At 63.7% G+C, this 18,070-nt stretch carries 19 protein-coding genes and 1 pseudogene; 10 read left to right on the top strand and 10 right to left on the bottom strand.

Annotated elements, in window-relative coordinates; genetic code table 11:
- Nucleotides 1-25 precede the first annotated feature (25 nt).
- Nucleotides 26-928 (top strand): EamA family transporter, encoded by a 903-nt coding sequence (locus FJ527_RS02595; RefSeq protein WP_140821542.1) that lies wholly within the window; start codon nt 26-28, stop codon nt 926-928.
- A 119-nt stretch (nt 929-1,047) separates the two neighbouring features.
- Nucleotides 1,048-1,758 carry a sulfate transporter family protein gene (locus FJ527_RS02590; protein WP_140614893.1) on the top strand — a complete coding sequence of 237 codons (711 nt, stop codon included), beginning with the start codon at nt 1,048-1,050 and terminating at the stop codon, nt 1,756-1,758.
- Between the two features lie 6 nt (nt 1,759-1,764).
- Here FJ527_RS02590 and FJ527_RS02585 read toward each other — a convergent pair whose 3' ends face one another.
- The 6 genes from FJ527_RS02585 to FJ527_RS02565 form a co-directional block, all read right to left on the bottom strand.
- Nucleotides 1,765-2,763 (bottom strand): proline racemase family protein, encoded by a 999-nt coding sequence (locus FJ527_RS02585; RefSeq protein WP_140821540.1) that lies wholly within the window; start codon nt 2,761-2,763, stop codon nt 1,765-1,767.
- Between the two features lie 15 nt (nt 2,764-2,778).
- Nucleotides 2,779-3,582: an oxaloacetate decarboxylase gene (locus FJ527_RS02580; RefSeq protein ID WP_140821539.1), complete on the bottom strand. Its 804-nt coding sequence runs from the start codon at nt 3,580-3,582 to the stop codon at nt 2,779-2,781.
- 75 nt (nt 3,583-3,657) lie between these two features.
- Nucleotides 3,658-3,786, bottom strand: coding sequence for a hypothetical protein (locus tag FJ527_RS29785; protein ID WP_281406491.1), 129 nt, complete (start codon nt 3,784-3,786; stop codon nt 3,658-3,660).
- A gap of 65 nt (nt 3,787-3,851) precedes the next feature.
- The gene (locus FJ527_RS02575) at nt 3,852-4,523 is read right to left on the bottom strand and encodes an HAD family phosphatase (protein WP_140821537.1); all 672 of its coding nucleotides are present in this window, start codon (nt 4,521-4,523) and stop codon (nt 3,852-3,854) included.
- A gap of 54 nt (nt 4,524-4,577) precedes the next feature.
- Nucleotides 4,578-5,063 (bottom strand): dUTP diphosphatase, encoded by a 486-nt coding sequence (gene dut, locus FJ527_RS02570; RefSeq protein ID WP_140821535.1) that lies wholly within the window; start codon nt 5,061-5,063, stop codon nt 4,578-4,580.
- An 85-nt stretch (nt 5,064-5,148) separates the two neighbouring features.
- Nucleotides 5,149-5,619, bottom strand: coding sequence for an Lrp/AsnC family transcriptional regulator (locus FJ527_RS02565; RefSeq protein WP_023772539.1), 471 nt, complete (start codon nt 5,617-5,619; stop codon nt 5,149-5,151).
- A gap of 115 nt (nt 5,620-5,734) precedes the next feature.
- Between FJ527_RS02565 and FJ527_RS02560 the strand changes: the two genes are divergently transcribed.
- The 3 genes from FJ527_RS02560 to FJ527_RS29235 all read left to right on the top strand — a co-directional run bounded on the left by FJ527_RS02560 (nt 5,735) and on the right by FJ527_RS29235 (nt 7,137).
- Nucleotides 5,735-5,983 (top strand): DUF6356 family protein, encoded by a 249-nt coding sequence (locus tag FJ527_RS02560; RefSeq protein ID WP_015314154.1) that lies wholly within the window; start codon nt 5,735-5,737, stop codon nt 5,981-5,983.
- Between the two features lie 15 nt (nt 5,984-5,998).
- Nucleotides 5,999-6,799, top strand: a complete 801-nt coding sequence (locus FJ527_RS02555; protein WP_140821533.1) for a class II glutamine amidotransferase — start codon at nt 5,999-6,001, stop codon at nt 6,797-6,799.
- A 197-nt stretch (nt 6,800-6,996) separates the two neighbouring features.
- Entirely contained in the window at nt 6,997-7,137 is a 141-nt protein-coding gene (locus tag FJ527_RS29235; protein WP_157163613.1) for a hypothetical protein, read from the top strand.
- Here the strand turns inward: FJ527_RS29235 and FJ527_RS02545 are convergent.
- Nucleotides 7,131-8,204, bottom strand: a complete 1,074-nt coding sequence (locus tag FJ527_RS02545; protein WP_140821531.1) for an FAD-binding oxidoreductase — start codon at nt 8,202-8,204, stop codon at nt 7,131-7,133. The genes FJ527_RS29235 and FJ527_RS02545 overlap by 7 nt on opposite strands.
- 99 nt (nt 8,205-8,303) lie before the next feature.
- Here FJ527_RS02545 and FJ527_RS02540 point away from each other — a divergent pair.
- Together FJ527_RS02540 and FJ527_RS02535 are read left to right on the top strand one after the other, a co-directional pair.
- Nucleotides 8,304-8,426, top strand: a pseudogene (locus tag FJ527_RS02540) (alpha/beta fold hydrolase); the annotation flags it as partial.
- 160 nt (nt 8,427-8,586) lie between these two features.
- A complete protein-coding gene (locus FJ527_RS02535) occupies nt 8,587-10,179 on the top strand; it encodes a peptide chain release factor 3 (protein WP_140614886.1) in 1,593 nt (530 codons plus the stop codon).
- 88 nt (nt 10,180-10,267) lie between these two features.
- Here FJ527_RS02535 and FJ527_RS02530 read toward each other — a convergent pair whose 3' ends face one another.
- Nucleotides 10,268-10,738, bottom strand: coding sequence for a VOC family protein (locus FJ527_RS02530; protein WP_015314150.1), 471 nt, complete (start codon nt 10,736-10,738; stop codon nt 10,268-10,270).
- A gap of 257 nt (nt 10,739-10,995) precedes the next feature.
- Between FJ527_RS02530 and ilvD the strand changes: the two genes are divergently transcribed.
- Nucleotides 10,996-12,840 (top strand): dihydroxy-acid dehydratase, encoded by a 1,845-nt coding sequence (gene ilvD / locus FJ527_RS02525; RefSeq protein WP_140723177.1) that lies wholly within the window; start codon nt 10,996-10,998, stop codon nt 12,838-12,840.
- Nucleotides 12,841-12,916: 76 nt separating this feature from the next.
- Here the strand turns inward: ilvD and FJ527_RS02520 are convergent, their stop codons facing one another.
- Nucleotides 12,917-14,671 (bottom strand): ABC transporter ATP-binding protein, encoded by a 1,755-nt coding sequence (locus FJ527_RS02520; protein ID WP_140714208.1) that lies wholly within the window; start codon nt 14,669-14,671, stop codon nt 12,917-12,919.
- A gap of 151 nt (nt 14,672-14,822) precedes the next feature.
- Here FJ527_RS02520 and FJ527_RS02515 point away from each other — a divergent pair, with 151 nt between their 5' ends.
- Nucleotides 14,823-16,103 (top strand): amidohydrolase family protein, encoded by a 1,281-nt coding sequence (locus FJ527_RS02515; RefSeq protein WP_140821530.1) that lies wholly within the window; start codon nt 14,823-14,825, stop codon nt 16,101-16,103.
- A 108-nt stretch (nt 16,104-16,211) separates the two neighbouring features.
- Nucleotides 16,212-17,135 (top strand): DMT family transporter, encoded by a 924-nt coding sequence (locus FJ527_RS02510; RefSeq protein ID WP_140614882.1) that lies wholly within the window; start codon nt 16,212-16,214, stop codon nt 17,133-17,135.
- 18 nt (nt 17,136-17,153) lie between these two features.
- On the opposite strand, the gene FJ527_RS02505 is transcribed toward FJ527_RS02510, so the two are convergent.
- Nucleotides 17,154-18,056: a phosphotransferase family protein gene (locus tag FJ527_RS02505; protein WP_140821528.1), complete on the bottom strand. Its 903-nt coding sequence runs from the start codon at nt 18,054-18,056 to the stop codon at nt 17,154-17,156.
- Between the last annotated feature and the right edge of the window lie 14 nt (nt 18,057-18,070).

Below are 18,070 nucleotides of genomic sequence, written 5' to 3'. Positions count from 1 at the left end.
AATCACGGTCCCAAGGCGCGAGCCCATGCCTGCCAAAAACAACACGACCATCGACCTGGCATTGCTCGGCGTGCTGGCGGTGCTTTGGGGAGCCTCCTACACCTTCATCAAGATCGGCGTAGAGACCATCCCGCCCATCACCTTCATCGCGGCCCGCACCCTGATCGCCGGCGCCATCCTGTTCGCCATCATCCGCAGGCGCGGGCTTGCCATGCCGGGCGATGCGGCAAGCTGGCGCCGCTTCGCCTTCCAGGCCTGCCTCAACAGCGTCGTCCCGTTCACGCTGATCGCCGCGGCCGAGCGTTCGGTCGACGCCGGCCTTGCCACCATCCTCAACGCCACCTCGCCGATCTTCACCTTCCTGCTGACGGCGCTCATCACCCGTCATGAGCCGGTGACCGTGCGCAAGCTGGTCGGCGTTGGCGCCGGCATCGCCGGCATCTGCCTCATCGTCGGCACGCAGGCGCTTGGCGGCATCGGCCACCAGCTCTGGGCACAGATCGCCATCGTCGCGGCAACCGTGTGCTATGCGGGCGCCGCCATTTTCGGCCGAGGCTTCAAGGGCCTCGATCCGATGCTTCCCGCCGCCGGTTCGATGCTGTGCGGCGCTGTCATGCTGGGACCGCTCAGCCTGGCGGTCGACCAGCCATGGACGCTGGCGCCTTCGACGGCTTCCATCCTTGCCCTGCTCGGCCTGTCCGTGTTTTCGACGGCACTGGCTTTCGTCATCTATTTCCGCCTGATCCACACGCTGGGTTCGGTCGGCACCACGTCTCAGGCCTATCTGCGGGTGCCGATCGGCGTCGGCATCGGCGCCGTCTTCCTCGGCGAAAGCCTGGGGCCCACGGCCTGGCTCGGCATGGGGTTTGTCGTCGCCGGCGTGGCGGCCATGACCATACCGGTTCGTAAGCCGGGCTTAGCCCGATAGGCAGATCTGGGGAACATACGAAGGCAAGCAACGGCCCGCGCTTGTGCTCGCGGGCCGCCCGCCTATCTCGGAGGCGTCCTGCCTTGTGGCTGTGTCCGCTGACCTGGGGGTGAAGCACGGTGATTTTCGACGCTGCCCGCACCGCGGCCCTTGAGCTGCTCTCGCCTCCGTTTCGCGCCGTGTTCATCAAGACGCTCGGCCTGACCCTGCTGGCGTTGGTCGCCCTGTGGTTCGGCTTGACCAGCCTTGTCGAATGGCTTGCCCTGCCGTGGCTGCAAACATTGTTGCCCGGCATGCCGTCCTGGGCCGGCTGGTTGGGCGGCATCGTCGCGGCCATCGCGCTGGCGTTCGGCATGGCGCTTCTGATCGCACCGGTCACGGCGGTGATCGCCGGCCTGTTCCTCGACGATGTGGCCGAAGTGGTCGAGCGCACCGATTATCCCGGCGACCCGGCCGGACGCGCCATGCCGGTATTGCGCTCGCTGGTGCTGGCGATAAAATTCTTCGGCATCGTCATCCTGGGCAACGTCGTGGCGCTGATGCTCCTGCTGGTGCCGGGCATCAACATCGCCGCCTTCTTCATCGTCAACGGCTATTTGCTCGGACGCGAATTCTTCGAATTCGCCGCCATGCGCTTTCGCGGGGAAGAAGAGGCCCGGGCCCTGCGCAGGCGGTATGCCGGTACGGTGTTTCTCTCCGGGCTGGTTGTCGCGGCCTTCCTCGCCGTGCCGCTGCTCAACCTGCTGACGCCGCTCTTCGCCGCCGCCATGATGGTGCATCTGCACAAGGCGATCTCGGCGCGGGAAGTCGCACGCGCGTCGCGGCGCTAAATCTCTTCAGCGTAGCAGAAATCCCGGCCCCAACTCGTCGTCCGGCTCGACAATGAATTCGGCTCGTCCGGAATAATAGGCACGGCCGCCGACGCGGGCGACGATCGCTTCATGCGGGCCGGCTCGCGCTGCTCGCGCCACCGCCCCGGAAAAGCGCGAGCCGGCGATGCTCTCGAACGTTCGCGTCTGCCCGACGGCGATCTCGCCCTTGGCATGCATGGCCGCCAGCCGGGCGGTGACGCCGGAACCGGTCGGCGAGCGGTCGACCTCCGCCTCGGCGAAGACGCAGACGTTCCTGGTGGCCTCTCCGGAAAAGGCGTCCTTTCCATCGGTCAGGATGGTGCCATAGAGGAAGGCGAGGTCATCATGATCGGGATGCGACAGCGGAAACTCGGCCTTCAGCCGGTTCGTCAGCGTGGTTGCCGCGTCGACGAAATCGCGCACGCGGTCGTGGCCGAACTCCAGCCCGAATTGATGACAGTCGGCCAGCGCGTAAAAGGCGCCGCCATAGGCGATGTCGAAACCGATCTTGCCATAGCCTGTCAACTCGATCTGTCGATCGCCGGCGAACAGGAACGCCGGCACGCTCTCGAACGACACCGCGCCGGCCTTGCCATCGCTGACTGCGACCGAGGCGACGACCAGGCCGCACGGCGCCTCGATGTTCACGGTTGTGAACGGCTCCTGCTTCGCCACCAGCCCCTGATCGACGGCGTAGCGGCCGAGCGCGACGATGGCGTGGCCGCACATGGTCGAATAGCCCTCATTGTGCATGAACAGCACCGCGAGGTCGGCGCCGGGCAAATCGGGCTCGACCAGCAAAGCGCCATACATGTCATAGTGGCCGCGCGGCTCGAAGATCAGCAACTTGCGCAAATGGTCGAGATGGTCCCGCACATAGGCGCGCTTCTCCAGGATGGTGCCCTTGGGGATAGCGGGATAACCGCCCGTGACGATCCGTAGCGGCTCGCCACCCGTATGCATGTCGACAACGGTAAGGTTCATGCGGCCGAACTCATTCTAGCCCTGGGATTTGCCGAACAGCGCCTGCAGCTTGCCGAACGGCATGGCGGCGCGGGTGAAGCCGAACGTGCCGTCCTGCTGGATCTCGCGCGCCGCCGTCTCCAGCATGCCGTAGGCGAAATTGGTCAGCCATGGCCCAAGCGAAATCCGCTTGGCACCGGCCATGGCGAGGTCGGCGATGGTGAAGCCGGGCCTCGCCATGACATTGACCGGCTTGCCGACCGACGAACACAAGGTCCGCACCATCTCGACATCGCCGATACCAGGTGCATAGAGCACGTCGGCGCCGGCTTTTTCGAACGCCTGCAGCCGCTTGATCGTGTCGTCGAGATCGGACTTGCCCCAGAGGAAATTCTCGGCCCGCGCCGTGAAGACAAAGTCGCGCTTCAGCGCCCGCGCCGCCTCCACCGCTGCGGCGACGCGCTCGACCGCGTGCGAAAACTCGTAGATGGGCTTTTCAGGATCGCCGGTGTGATCCTCGATCGAGCAGCCGGCAAGCCCGGCCGCTTCCGCCGCGAAAATGGTTTCGGCGGCCTGCTCGGCGCTGTCCCCCTTGCCCTTCTCGAGATCGGCCGAGACCGGCAGGTCGGTCGCGCCCGTCACCTCGCGGCAATGATGGATCATCTGGTCGAAGGTCATGGCCCCATCCGGCAGGCCGCGCGAAAAGGCAAAGCCGGCGCTGGTGGTGGCCAGTGCCTTGAAGCCGAAGGATCCGAGCAGCTTCGTCGTGCCCGGATCCCAGGGATTGGGCATGACGAAGGTCGAGGCATGCAGGTCGCGAAAAATCTTGCCCTTGTCCATGAATGCTCCCCCATAACGAGTATTGGGGCGGATGCTACCGCGCTGTTTGCGGCCGGGCAAACGAATGCGGTTGGTTCAGAAGCGTTTCTCGTTCTCTGCTGCCAATTTCTCGAAAGTGTCGATGTGGCGCATGTCGACAGGCACGGAGCCGACATGGAAACCGTCCTTCTCCGCCAGATCGGGAATGAGCAGGTACGTTGGCATGGCGGCGCCTCATTGTCGGGCGCGGGGAAGGTAGCACAGCGCTTTGTGGCGTCCAGTGCAGCGGATCAATGGATCGGCACCAGCCCGGCGAGTTCGCGCATGTCGTAGAACAGGATGCCGCCGGCCTGGATCAAGCCATCGCGGTCCGAATAGGGGTCGCCATGATAGGAGAACACGCGCATGCCGGCGGCGATGCCGGCCTGCGTGCCGGCGACGCTGTCCTCGATGACGATGCAGTCGGCGGGTGGGAAGCCCATCGTTTTGGCCGCATGCAGGAACAGGTCGGGGAACGGCTTGCCGCGCGACACCATGGTGGCGCTGAACATGGCATGTTCGAACAGCGGCAACAGACCGGTCTGGCCAAGCGTTATGTGCATCTTGGAGATCCTGGCCGAGGTGGCGACGCAATAAGCGATGCCGGCCGCGCGGACCGCCTCGATGAACTCCCGGACATAAGGGATCGCCTCGACACCGTGAGCGAACAGATCCGGCAGGCCGGCATTCCAGCGCTCGACGAAATCGGCGCCGAGCCTGACGCTGGTCGTCTCTTCGATCTCCTTCTGCACCGAGACCATGCTGCGGCCGGAGAAGTTCTTGCGGCAATATTCGAAGGTCGTTGGAAAACCGGCGTCGCTCAGCCATTCGGCCAGGCGCCGGTTGGCGAGGTTCTCGGTATCGACCAGGATCCCGTCGCAGTCGAAGATGACGAGCTTCGGCAGGGGGCGTGTTTCAGTCATGTTGGATCAGTCTGCCCGGCAAAACGGTTCACTGTGCCGAAACACAGCCAGGCATCAGGCGGTGCCGGTCGATCCGAATCCGCCTGTGCCACGCGCCGTCCCGCCGGCCAGCGAACGCTCTTCAACCGCCACCTGCGTCACCGCGGCGAAAACGATCTGGGCAATGCGCATCCCGCGCGTCACCGCGAAATCCTCGTCGCCGAGATTGACCAGCAGCACCTTCACCTCGCCGCGATAATCGCTGTCGACCGTGCCCGGTGAATTGAGGACGGTAAGGCCGTGTTTGAAGGCAAGGCCCGAGCGGGGCCGCACCTGGCCTTCCATGCCTTCGGGGATTTCCAGGATCAGCCCCGTCGCTACCAAGGCGCGCTTGCCCGGCAGGATCAGAAGCGGCCGGTCTTCAGGCACCGCCGCACGCAAATCCATGCCGGCGGCGCCGGCGCTTTCATAGGCGGGAAGCGGAAGCCCCTCGCCATGCGGCAGCCTGACGAAGCCGACGGTGGGACCGATGACGGACGGTGTTTGAAGGGCTGCGCGCATAAAATCGATCCTATCGGCGCGAATGTCGATTCGGTCAACTCGACCGCGGCGCTATCAACGGCTTTCTTTCAGGCATCACTGTGGCCTAGCGGAGTTCCATAGGAACCACCGTCGTCTCCTTGATCTCCTCCATGACGAAGGAGGCGGAGACATCGGATAAAGCCACCTTGGCGATGAGCCGCTGGTAGAGCCGGTCATAGGCTTTCACGTCGGCGACGCGGGCGCGCAGCACATAGTCGAGATCACCGGACATCCGGTAGACCCCGATGATCTCGGAAAGACCGGTCACCGCCGCCCGGAATTTCTGCAGCCAGTCGGGGTCGTGATTGGATGTGCGGATCAGGATGAACACCGAAAGGCCCAGCCCGAGCTTCTCGGCATCGACCAGCGCCACGCGGCCGGTGATGACGCCATCTTCCTCCAGCCGCTTGACGCGACGCCAGCAGGCATTGCGCGACAAGGCCACGCGCTCCGACAGCTGGTCGACGGACAGCGTGCCGTCACGTTGCAATTCGGCGAGCAGTTTTCGATCAATTTCGTCGATGTCAAAGCTCATATTGGGATATTTGTCCCAAGGAATAGCAAAATACAAGGATATTTTGGGACCAATGAACCGGTGAGGCGTGTCAGGATACTCATATCGAAACGAAAAGCGCTGAAGGGGAAACAGCATGTCGGTCGCAAGGATTTTCACCTCTCATCCGGCCAAGGTCGGCGAAACCTATTTCAGCCATATGGCCTTCGCCGCCTGGTTTTCCTCGCGCCTGCTGATGGCGGCGGGAGCAGCTTTTGTTCACGCTTTCTTGCCATTTCTCTTCGAGACTACCGCCAGCCGAATCATTCGCGAGCTCTACGAGCGGACGCACAACAGAGGCACGCACGCGATCAACGAGCCCGCTGCTCTTCCGGATCGCGCCTAGAGGAAGACAGAAGCGATGTGCCGGTGGGCGGCCTATCTCGGTGAAGCGGTCTTTCTCGAAGACATCCTCACGGCGCCCTGTCACTCGCTGATCGCCCAGAGCCATTGCGCCCAGGAAGCGAAGTCGCCCACCAATGGCGACGGCTTCGGCCTTGCCTGGTATGGCGAGAGGCCAGAACCCGGCCTCTACCGCGATATCCTGCCGGCCTGGTCCGATCCCAATCTGAAAAGCCTGTGCCGGCAGATCAAGTCCAGCCTGTTCCTCGCCCATGTCAGGGCCTCGACCGGCAGCGCCACCAGCCGCATGAACTGCCATCCGTTCATCTCAGAACGCTGGTCGTTCATGCACAACGGCCAGATCGGCGGTTTCGAAAAAATCCGCCGCGCGCTGGAGAACTCGCTGTCCGACGCCGTTTTCGACCAGCGCGAAGGCACCACCGATTCCGAACTCTTTTTTCTGCTCATGATCGACGAGGGTCTTTCGGCCGACCCGCAAGGCGCCGTCTCGCGCGCCACCAGCCGGGTGCTGGAAGCCTCGCGTCGTGCCGGTCTCGAGCCGGCGCTGAAACTGACCGCCGCCTTCTCCGACGGACAGGCATTGTATGCGGTGCGCTATGCCACCGATGGCCAGGCTCCGACGCTTTACACGTCCATTTTCCGCAAAGGGGCCGGCCGCTGCATCGTCTCCGAACCCTTCGATCGCGAGGGCGGCGACTGGCAGGCGATTCCGCCATCGAGCTTCGTCACCATGACCAGGGATGGCATCGACATACATCCATTCGCTCCGGTCGCGGCAAAACTGGCGCTGGTTGGATAGGCTTTCGCCGCATTGAATAACGTCGCGGGACAGCGCCCCCCTCTGTCCTGCCGGACATCTCCCCCACAAGGGGGGAGATCGGATGCCTCAATGGCTTTCGCCAATCCCCAGCGTTGCAGGACAGAGCGAAGCGCCGAAACTGCCAATCTCCCCACCCGTGGGGGAGATGTCCGGCAGGACAAAGGGGGCGCCGTAGAGTGACGACCTCAATCATGGCGTGCAGCGTGATGATCGGCTTGCAATTGGTCGGCAAACGCTGGTCGGAGGCGCGGCTGCTCGGCATCGCCAGGGCGATGATGCCCTTGACCAGCGGCTTTCGCCGTCCGCCCGGCTATTGAGCGAAGCGATCCAATCCGTAGGGCGCCAGCAGCGTGTCGCGCTTGCCATCAAGAATTTCGCGCGTGGCGAACAGGCCGATGGCTGGCGCCAGAGTGATGCCGGAATGCATGACCGCGATATAGACACCCTCCTTGCCTTTGGCGCGGCCGATGATCGGAAAGCCGTCGATCGGTGTCGGCCGGCAGCCAACGGTGTGGAAATCCAGCTCCAGCCCGTCGCTGTCGCGCAGCATGGCCTTCATGGCCGCGAACAATTCACGCGCCGTGGCTTCGGCGTCCATGCCGGGATCGGCGCCGCCGAAATCCGAGCCGGCGATGATTCGACCCTCGGCGGTCTGACGCATGTGCAGGCGCTCGGCCAGCACCAGCCCGTTGAGCAGTTTCTTGTAAGGCCGCGAGTGGACGATCAACCCGGGCGGTGTCTCGATCGGCAGGTTGATGCCGGCGGTCGCGGCAATGTCTGGCGAACCCACGCCGGCCGCGATCACCACCTCGTCGGCGGCAAACAGTCCATGCGATGTGTCCACGCCGGTGACCTTGCCGACGCTTTGGACAAGGGCCGTCACCGTGCTGAAGAGGATTCGCGCGCCGCGCCGTTCGGCATCGGCCAGCAGTGCCTTGGTGGCCGCGACAGGCTCGGCGACACCCTCTTCTGCGACATGCAGGGCGAAATCGGGAAGCTCGGTGAGATTGGGCTCGATGAGCGCCACCTCGCCGCGGTCGACGCGCTCGATTCCGTAGCCCCACTCAGAATGCTCCGCTGCATAGGTCTCCATGTCGGCCGCCGGCAGATCCCAGCACAGGCCGCCGCACCAATTGAGCGGCAGGCCGGGCAGGTCCCGCGCTAGGCGAGCCCACTCAGCCATGGCGCGGGTGCGCAGCCGGAAATACGGCTCCGGGTTACCCCAGCTTGCATTGATCCAGGCAAACGAGTTCGGCGTTGCGACACCACCGATTTTGCTGTCGGCAATCACCGTCACCCGCGCCCCGGCCTTGGTCAGATGCCATGCGATGGAGGCACCGATGATGCCGGCGCCGATGACGATCACTTGTTTCGCCTCGGTCATGGTCGCTCCTTTGCCTCGTGATCGGGGGACGGTTCATCCCAGTGCCATTCCGGGGGCCCGTTGCCAACATTGGCAGCGCAAAATTATGCATCTTGACATCATCGCTTCTTCGACCATGTGCGCTATCTCGAGGCCTTCCTCGACGCGCTCGGCATCCAGGACATGGTGCTGGTCGCCCAGGATTGGGGCACGGCCCTTGCCTTTCATCTCGCGGCGCGGCAGTGCCATGCCGGATGGCTTCCGGGGGTCGTTCAGGCAGGCCGCTTGAACGAGCCAGCCTGAAGCAAGCCCCGCAACCGGCGGTGTTCACGCCGCCGGACCGGTCGACAGCCCGGCGCTGCGCTGCTAGAAGCCCGGCCTGTCACACGGAAATCCCAAGAGAATGCCCGAAACTATCCCAGAGGAAGTGGCGCGCCGCCGCACTTTCGCGATCATCGCCCACCCCGACGCCGGCAAGACGACGCTGACCGAAAAGCTGCTTTTGTTCGGCGGAGCCATCCAGCTTGCCGGCGAGGTGAAGGCCAAGAAGGACCGTATCCAGACCCGGTCCGACTGGATGAAGATCGAGCGCGAGCGCGGCATTTCGGTCGTCACCTCGGTGATGACCTTCGAATATGAGGACAACGTCTTCAACCTGCTCGACACGCCGGGCCACGAGGATTTCGCCGACGATACCTATCGCACGCTGTCGGCGGTCGACTCGGCCGTCATGGTCATCGACGCCGCCAAGGGCATCGAGCCGCGCACGCTGAAATTGTTCGAGGTCTGCCGGCTGCGCGACATCCCCATCATCACCTTCGTCAACAAGATGGACCGTGAAAGCCGCGATCCGTTCGAGATTTTGGACGAAATCGAGCAGAAGCTGGCGCTGGACACCGCGCCCATCACCTGGCCGATCGGCCGTGGCAAGACCTTCTCCGGTACCTATCACCTGGCGCTGAACGCCGTGCGCAAGGGCGATGACGAGAAGGAACGCACCCCCGTCAACGGTCCCGATTCCAACCGCGTTGCCGGCCTTCTGCCGGAAAACGAGCGCGAGGCCTTCATCGAGGAACTCGAGCTCGCGCGAGAAGCCTGCCGTCCGCTCGACATCGAGGCCTTTCGCGAGGGCCATCTGACGCCGGTCTATTTCGGCTCGGCGCTGCGCAATTATGGCGTGCGCGACCTGATCGAGGCGCTTGGCGCCTTTGGCCCGCCGCCGCGCGCGCAGGAGGCCGATACCCGCACTATCGAGGCGACGGAGGAGAAAATGACTTCCTTCGTCTTCAAGATCCAGGCCAACATGGATCCCAATCACCGCGACCGCATCGCCTTCGTGCGCGTCTGCTCGGGCAAGCTCGAGCGCGGCATGAAGGCCAAGCTGGTGCGCACCGGCAAGCCGATGTCACTCTCGGCGCCGCAATTCTTCTTTGCCCGCACCCGCGTCACCGCCGACGAGGCGTTTGCCGGCGATGTCGTCGGCATTCCGAACCACGGCACGCTGCGCATCGGCGACACGTTGACCGAAGGCGAGGAAATCCTGTTTCGCGGCGTGCCCAACTTCGCCCCGGAAATCCTGCGTCGCGTCCGTCTCGGCGACGCGATGAAGGCGAAAAAGCTCAAGGAAGCGCTGCACCAGATGGCAGAGGAGGGCGTCGTCCAGCTGTTCTCGCCGGAAGACGGCTCGCCGGCCATCGTCGGTGTCGTCGGCGCCCTCCAGCTCGATGTGCTCAAAGAGCGGCTGAACTTCGAATATACGCTGCCGGTCGAATTCGAGATGTCGCGCTTTTCCATCTGCCGCTGGATATCGGCCGACGACAAGGGCGAGGTGCTTCGCTTCATCGAGGCGCATCGCGGCGACATCGCCCGCGACCTCGACAACGACCCGGTCTTCCTCGCCCAGCATGCCTTCTCGCTGAACTACGAAGCCGAACGCTGGAAGGCGATCCGCTTCGCCACGATCAAGGATTATCAGGTGCGAGACAAGGCGGCGTGATTCTAGTGAGTAGTGAGTAGTGAGTAGGTACGCCTCGTTCTCCCATCGCACTACTCACTAGCAACTACTCACTACTCTACTCTTATGATCACCCCTTGGCCGCCGCTTCGATCTCAGCGATATCGATCTTGCTCATCTGCATCATTGCCGACATCACCCGGCCGGCCTTGGCCCTGTCCGGATCCAGAAGCAGGCGCGGCAGCTGCTCCGGCACGACCTGCCAAGACACACCGAATTTGTCCTTCAGCCAGCTGCATTGCGAAGGTTCGCCGCCACCTTCGATAAGCTTCTCCCAGAAGTAATCGACCTCTTCCTGCGTCTTGCAGTCGATCGACTGTGACATCGCCTCGTTAAACTTGAATTGCGGTCCGCCATTGAGCGCCTGGAACGGCACGCCGTCGAGCTCGAACGTGGTCATCAGCACTTTGCCCGCATCGGCGTGACCCTCGGGCCAACGCAGAACGCTCGTAACCTTCGAATTCTTGAAGATGGAGACGTAGAAATTCATCGCCTCTTCTGCCCGGCCGTCGAACCACAGGCAGGTGGTGATCTTTTGCATGTCGTGCTCCTAGGTTGCTTCCTGCTGTTACAATGAAACGGCTGACTCCGAGAATGGTGCCATTTCTTGCCGTCTGCCCAAGGACGGCCCTGATACGCCCGACCCGACATAGACATCGAATTTTTCTGAGACGCTCGTTTTTTCAGGAGAACCTGGCGCATTGCAAAAATGTGGCCAGACCATACTTGGCGGTCTATAAACCCTGCGATCAAAATTCAGCGCCGCATCGAGTGCAGCCAGACAGCCAAGGAAAATTCATGCCCGCCTATCGCTCCCGCACCACCACCCATGGCCGTAACATGGCCGGCGCCCGCGGCCTGTGGCGCGCCACTGGCATGAAGGACAGCGATTTTGGCAAGCCGATCATTGCGGTGGTCAACTCCTTCACCCAGTTCGTGCCGGGCCATGTCCATCTGAAGGACCTTGGCCAGCTCGTTGCGCGCGAGATCGAGAAGGCCGGCGGTGTCGCCAAGGAATTCAACACCATCGCCGTCGACGACGGCATCGCCATGGGCCATGACGGCATGCTCTATTCGCTGCCGTCGCGCGAGCTGATCGCCGATTCCGTCGAATACATGGTCAATGCGCACTGTGCCGACGCCATGGTCTGCATCTCCAATTGCGACAAGATCACGCCCGGCATGCTGATGGCCTCATTGCGCCTCAACATCCCGACCGTCTTCGTCTCCGGCGGCCCGATGGAAGCCGGCAAGGTTGTGCTGGCCGGCAAGACGCAGGCGCTCGACCTCGTCGATGCCATGGTTGCGGCCGCCGACGACAAGATCTCCGACGAGGACGTCAAGGTCATCGAGCGCTCGGCCTGCCCGACCTGCGGTTCCTGTTCGGGCATGTTCACCGCCAATTCCATGAACTGCCTGACCGAGGCGCTGGGCCTGTCGCTGCCCGGGAACGGCTCGACGCTGGCCACGCATGCGGACCGCAAGCGCCTGTTCGTCGAGGCCGGCCATCTCATCGTCGATCTCGCCCAGCGCTATTACGAGCAGGATGACGAGAGTGCATTGCCGCGCAGCATTGCCTCGAAGGGCGCCTTCGAGAATGCCATGACGCTCGATATCGCCATGGGCGGCTCCACCAACACCGTGCTGCACATTCTGGCCGCCGCGCACGAGGGCGAGGTCGATTTCACCATGGAAGACATCGACCGGCTGTCACGGCGGGTGCCGGTGCTATGCAAGGTGGCGCCGGCCAAGTCCGACGTCCACATGGAAGACGTTCACCGCGCCGGCGGCATCATGGCGATCCTTGGCCAGCTCGACAATGCCGGGTTGCTCAACCGCGACCTGCCGACCGTGCATACGGCGAGCCTCGGCGAAGCGCTCGACCATTGGGATATTTCGCGCACCTCGAGCCAGAATGTGCGCGACTTCTTCCTCGCCGCGCCCGGCGGCGTGCCGACGCAGGTCGCCTTCAGCCAGGACCGCCGCTGGGACGAGCTCGACATGAACCGCGAGACAGGCGTCATCCGCTCGGCCAATACGCCTTTCTCGAAAGACGGCGGCCTTGCCGTCCTGAAAGGCAATCTGGCGCTCGATGGCTGTATCGTGAAGACAGCCGGCGTCGACGAATCGATCCTGAAATTCACCGGACCGGCTCGCGTCTTCGAAAGCCAGGACGCTTCGGTCAAGGCGATCCTTGCCAATGAGATCAAGGCTGGTGACGTCGTCGTCATCCGCTATGAGGGTCCGCGCGGCGGCCCCGGGATGCAGGAGATGCTCTATCCCACCAGTTATCTGAAGTCGAAAGGCCTCGGCAAGGCCTGCGCGCTGGTCACCGATGGGCGCTTCTCCGGCGGCACCTCGGGCCTGTCCATCGGCCATGCTTCGCCGGAAGCAGCGGAAGGCGGGCTGATCGGACTGGTGCAGGAGGGCGATACGATCGAGATCGATATCCCGAACCGCACCATTCGCCTTGCCGTCGATGACGCGGAACTCGATGCGCGCCGGGCGGCGATGGAGGCCAGGGGCGCGGACGCCTGGAAGCCGCAGGAAAAGCGCAAGCGCAAGGTGACGACGGCGCTGCGCGCCTACGCCGCCTTCGCCACCAGCGCCGACAAGGGGGCGGTGAGGCACGTGCCGGAGTAAAGTTCGAATCTCGTCAGGCAGGCGCTGCGGCACAAACTCCGCAGGACTACCTGTCCTCGACTTGCGCCGCTCCACATTAAGGCATCAGCTGATATTCATACAGCTTCTGGTAAAGCCCGCCTTGCCCGAGCAGCATCTTGTGCGGCCCGCTTTCCACCACCTTGCCGGCTTCCAGCACCACGATCGTGTCGGCCTGGTGCACGGTCGAGAGGCGGTGTGCGATGACGATTGTGGTGCGCCCTTCCGTCAGCTGTTGCAGCGCGTCGCGGAACAGCGCTTCCGACTCGGCGTCGAGCGCACTGGTTGCCTCGTCCAGCAGCAGGATTTCGGCATTGCGCAGCATGGCGCGCGCGATCGAGATGCGCTGGCGCTGGCCGCCCGACAAAAGGCCGCCATTCTCACCGACATCCGTCTCGTAGCCTTTCGCCTGCGCGACGATGAAGTCATGGGCGTTGGCAGCCCTGGCCGCGGCGATCACCTCGTCGTCGGTCGCGTCCTCGCGCCCAAGCCGGATGTTGTGCATGATCGTGCCGGCAAACAGGAACGTATCCTGGCTGACATAGGCGATCTTTTCCCTGAGCGAGGCGAGCGTGGCATGGGAAATATCCTGGCCGTCAAGCAGCACCCTGCCGCTCTTCGGGTCATACATGCGCATGATGAGGTTCAGGATCGTCGACTTGCCGCCGCCGGAGGGGCCGACCAGCGCCGTCATCTTGCCGGGCGCCAGGGTCAGGTCGAACCGGTCCAACACCGGCGGACCGTTCTGATAGGCGAAGCTGACGGCATCGAACCGGATCTCGCCCGGTCCGGCCCGAAGCGGCTTCGCATCCGGCTTCTCGGCTAATGTCAGCGGCTGGTCGGCGAGCTCGAACATCATGCGCACGCCGACAATGCCGCTTTCCAGCGATATGCGCACCCGCGCGAGGCGCTTTGCCGGCTCATAGGCAAGCAGCAGCGCGGCGATGAAGGCCATGATGTTGCCAGGCATCTGGCCGCCCTGCAGGACCAGCAAGCCGCTGACCATGACGGCGCCGGCGATCGCCAGGCCGGCCAGCGTTTCCATCACCGGATTGGTCACCGCTTCCAGCGCGGCGATGTTGTTGGCCCGATCCTCGACGTCCGCCACCGCCCTGTACATGCGTTTGCGCATCAGGCCTTCGAGGTTGAAGGATTTGACCACGCGCACGCCGATCGCGGTTTCCTGCATCACCTGCACGATCTGGCCGACCGACCGGAACTCCATGGCGGCGAACTTGCGCACGCGCTTCAGGATGCGGTTGACGCCATAGATGGCCAACGGACCGACGACGAAGCAGATCAGCGACAGCGCCGGCTGCTGCCAGACCATGACCCCAATCAGGGCAGCCAGCGTCACCAGATCGCGCACGTAGGAAGTGACGATGAGGTCGAGCACGTTGCGCGCCGCCTGGGCATTGTTGGTCATGCGGGTGATCAGGTCGGACGACGAGGTCGAATGGTAGAATTCGATGCCTTGCGCCAGGATGCGGTCATAGATCTTGCGCTGCCGTTCGGCGATGATGGCGTTGCCGACGCGGCTCATGAAATAGGCCTGGACGAAATTGGCGATGCCCTTGACGATGAAGATCCCGGCGACCGCCACGGCGATCATATTGACGCGGTCGACCCGTTTATCGATGACGAATTCATTGGTGATTTCACGCAGGATCCAGGCACTGGCGGCCGTCATGCCGGCCACCACGAGCATCGACAGGATGGCGGCGGCGTAGCCGGCCCTGTGTTGCCGGAACGATTCCCGGAGCAGCCTTGCGACGAGGCGCTGGTTCTCCGTCGAGCGGAAGAAGCGAAACAACGGCTGATCCTTGATGCCGGGATGACGAAGGCGGCTTATAGAGGGAGATGCCGCCGGAGGGAACCTTTCGCCGCCATGGAAAGAAACCGCTGCGGCGGGGTGTCTTTTGAGACACGATGCGGCAGTGATTCTTCAAGCAGGATGATGACAGATGGATTTCGATCTTATTGTGCGCGGCGGCACGCTTCCGGATGGCGGCATCGCCGACATCGGCATCAGCGGCGAGACGATCGCCGCGATCGAGCCGAAGCTCGACGGTTCCGCGCGGACCGAGGTCGACGCCCATGGCAATCTGGTGTCACCGCCCTTCGTCGATCCGCATTTCCACATGGACGCGACGCTCTCCTACGGCCTTCCGCGTATCAACGCGTCGGGCACGCTGCTCGAAGGCATAGCGCTATGGGGCGAACTGAAGCCGCTCCTGACGCACGAGGCCGTGCGTGACCGGGCGCTCGCCTATTGTGACTGGGCGGTGTCGATGGGGCTGCTCGCCATCCGAACCCATGTCGACGTCTGCGACGACCGGCTGCTGGCCGTCGAGGCGCTGCTGGAGGTCAAGAAAATCGTCGCACCCTATATCGATCTGCAATTGGTGGCCTTCCCGCAGGACGGCTTCTATCGCTCGCCGACGGCACGAAAAAACACCATTCGCGCGCTGGACATTGGCGTCGACATCGTCGGCGGCATTCCGCATTTCGAGCGCACCATGGCCGACGGCACACGCTCGGTTACCGAACTGTGTGAGATCGCGGCAAAACGCGGGCTCATGGTCGACCTGCATTGCGACGAGACCGACGACCCGCTGTCGCGCCACATCGAACAGCTCGCCTATGAAGCGCAGCGCCTCGGCCTGCAGGGCAGGGTGGCCGGTTCGCACCTCACCTCGATGCATTCGATGGACAATTACTACGTCTCAAAGCTTCTGCCGCTGATCGCCGAAGCCGGCGTTTCCGCGATCCCCAATCCGCTGATCAACATCATGCTGCAGGGCCGCCACGACACATTCCCGAAGCGGCGTGGCATGACGCGGGTCAAGGAGATGCTGGCGCTGGGCATCCGTGTCGGCTGGGGTCAGGATTGCGTGCTCGATCCCTGGTATTCGCTGGGCACCGCCGACATGCTCGACGTCGCCTTCATGGGCCTGCATGTCGCCCAGATGTCGAGCCCCGCCGACATGGCGCGCTGCTTCGACATGGTCACCAACGTCAATGCCGCGATCATGGGCCTCGACCATCTCGGCCTCGGCGTCGGCAAGCGCGCCAGCCTGGTGATCCTCGATGCCGGCAATCCGATCGAGGCTCTGCGCCTGCGCGCCGAGCGCATCTGCGTCATTGCCAGGGGCAAGGTGGTGGCGGAGCGGACGAGGCAGGATACCAGGCTTTCGATCTCCGGCAGGCCGTCGCAGGTGAATCGCAGGCACATATCCACCTAGATACAGCCGATTCCCGACGCTGGTCTTACCTATTTCCCGATTTCTCCTCGTCAAAGCCGGCGCTTCCGTCTACGACGCGGCTCGGGCGAGGGAGGAATCGGGGCAGGCATGACGCAACCCGTGGCGCGGAATTCCACAATCAAGAATGTCCTCCTGGCCGGCATCCTGCTGATGCTGGCCGGCGACTTCCTGTTTGCGCTCAATGATGCGATGGGCAAGTGGCTGGTCGCCAGTTTCTCCGTCGGCCAGGTGGTGCTGATCCGCTCGATCGGCGCTTTCTTCGTGCTGGGTCCGATGATCGCCAACCAGGGCGCCGGCAGACTGTTCCAGCTGGAGCGGCCAGGGTTGCAGATCCTGCGCGTGGTGGCGACGACACTGGACACCGCCTTGTTCTACGCCGCCGTCGTCTACCTGCCGCTTGCCGATGTGATGAGCTTCTACATGGCCGGGCCGATCTATGTGGCGGCGCTGTCACATTTCCTGCTTGGCGAAAAGGTCGGCTGGCGCCGCTGGGTGGCGATCCTGCTCGGCTTCTGCGGTGTGGTCATCATGCTGAAACCGTCCTCTGCCGCGTTTTCGCTGTCATCGAGTTTCGCACTTGTCGGCAGCCTTGCCTTCGCCTTCGCCATCATCCTCAACCGACGCCTGCGCGGCACCAGCGACACCAATCTGGTGACATGGCAGACGATCGGCACGCTGGCGGTTGGCGGCGCCCTCACCATCGGGGCCTGGAAGACGCCGTCTGCGCTTGATTTCGGCGCCATGCTGCTGCTCGGCATCGTTTCCTGCGGGGCGCATCTGATGATCACCAGGGCGCTGAAACTGGCGCCGGCCTCGACGCTGGCGCCGCTGCACTACACGCTGCTCTTGTGGGCGGTGGTGTTCGGGCTGGTGTTCTTCGGCGACGTTCCCGGTCCGCGCATCCTGATCGGCTCGGGCATCATCGTCGTGGCCGGCATGTTCATCTTCCACCGCCAGAAGGTGGTCGACACCACGGTGCCGCCGGAGAACGTGCCGAAAGGCGTGAACTAGGGGCCAGATTTCTGGTGCCTAGCCCTTGCGTACCGCCGCCAGGTGCCGCGAAAACTCCTCTGTCTCCATCAGCGCCTTGCAGCGGGCGAAGCGGCCGTCGGCATAGGCGCGGAAATCGTCGACGGGATTTTCGTTGGCAAGCTGGATCAGCCCCCACAGCGTCCAGAGCAGATCGCACATCGCCTTGTAGATGACGATGCGGCCGCGCTCCGCCGGCCTCGCCTCGCCGCCGAAATAGGCGCGCATCAGCTCCTCGTCCTGGGCGGCGTCGAACTTGCCTTCCACGCTGAGGTCGCCGAGGTCCCAGAGCGGGTCGTTCATCCCCGAATATTCCCAGTCGACGATCCACATCCGCTCGCCCGTGTCGAGGAAATTCTCGCACAGCGGGTCGCAATGGCAGGCGACGAGAGGCAAGGGGCGGACGGCCAAGGCCGAGCGTACGCTCTCGGCCTCGCGCACCACGTCATGATAGCCGGCGGGCAGGGCGACATCCCTGGTCGACAGCACCTTGAGATAGTCGTCGATCATCGAAAACAGTTCGAAGCGGAAGGGGAACACCGCGCCGGACGCGTGCAGCTTGCGGAAGGCCTCGGCCGCTCGGGCCGGGCTGCCCTGCCGCTCCCTGAATTTCTCCGGCGACATCGTCTCGGCGCCGGCAATGTAGCGCGTCACCATCAGGCCGCTGGCGGCGTCGGCATGCAGCACTTCAGGACTTACCCCCGCGATTGCCGCCTCACGCGCGGCAATCGCCTCGTTGGCGCGGTTGATGTATTCCTCGGTGCCTTTGCCTGGAATACGCAGGCAGTAATCGCCGGCCTTGAAGACGAGGTTGGTCAAGCCGCCGAGCCGTTCCAGCGGCCCAGTATAGCCGGCCAGTACCGGAATGGCGGCAAGTTTTGCCCGCGCCTCGTCTGTCCCCATGCCTGCGTCCCCAC

This window comes from Mesorhizobium sp. B2-4-18 (genome assembly GCF_006441385.1).
Classification (GTDB): Bacteria; Pseudomonadota; Alphaproteobacteria; order Rhizobiales; family Rhizobiaceae; genus Mesorhizobium; species Mesorhizobium australicum.
This window is presented reverse-complemented; position numbering and strand designations above follow the sequence as displayed.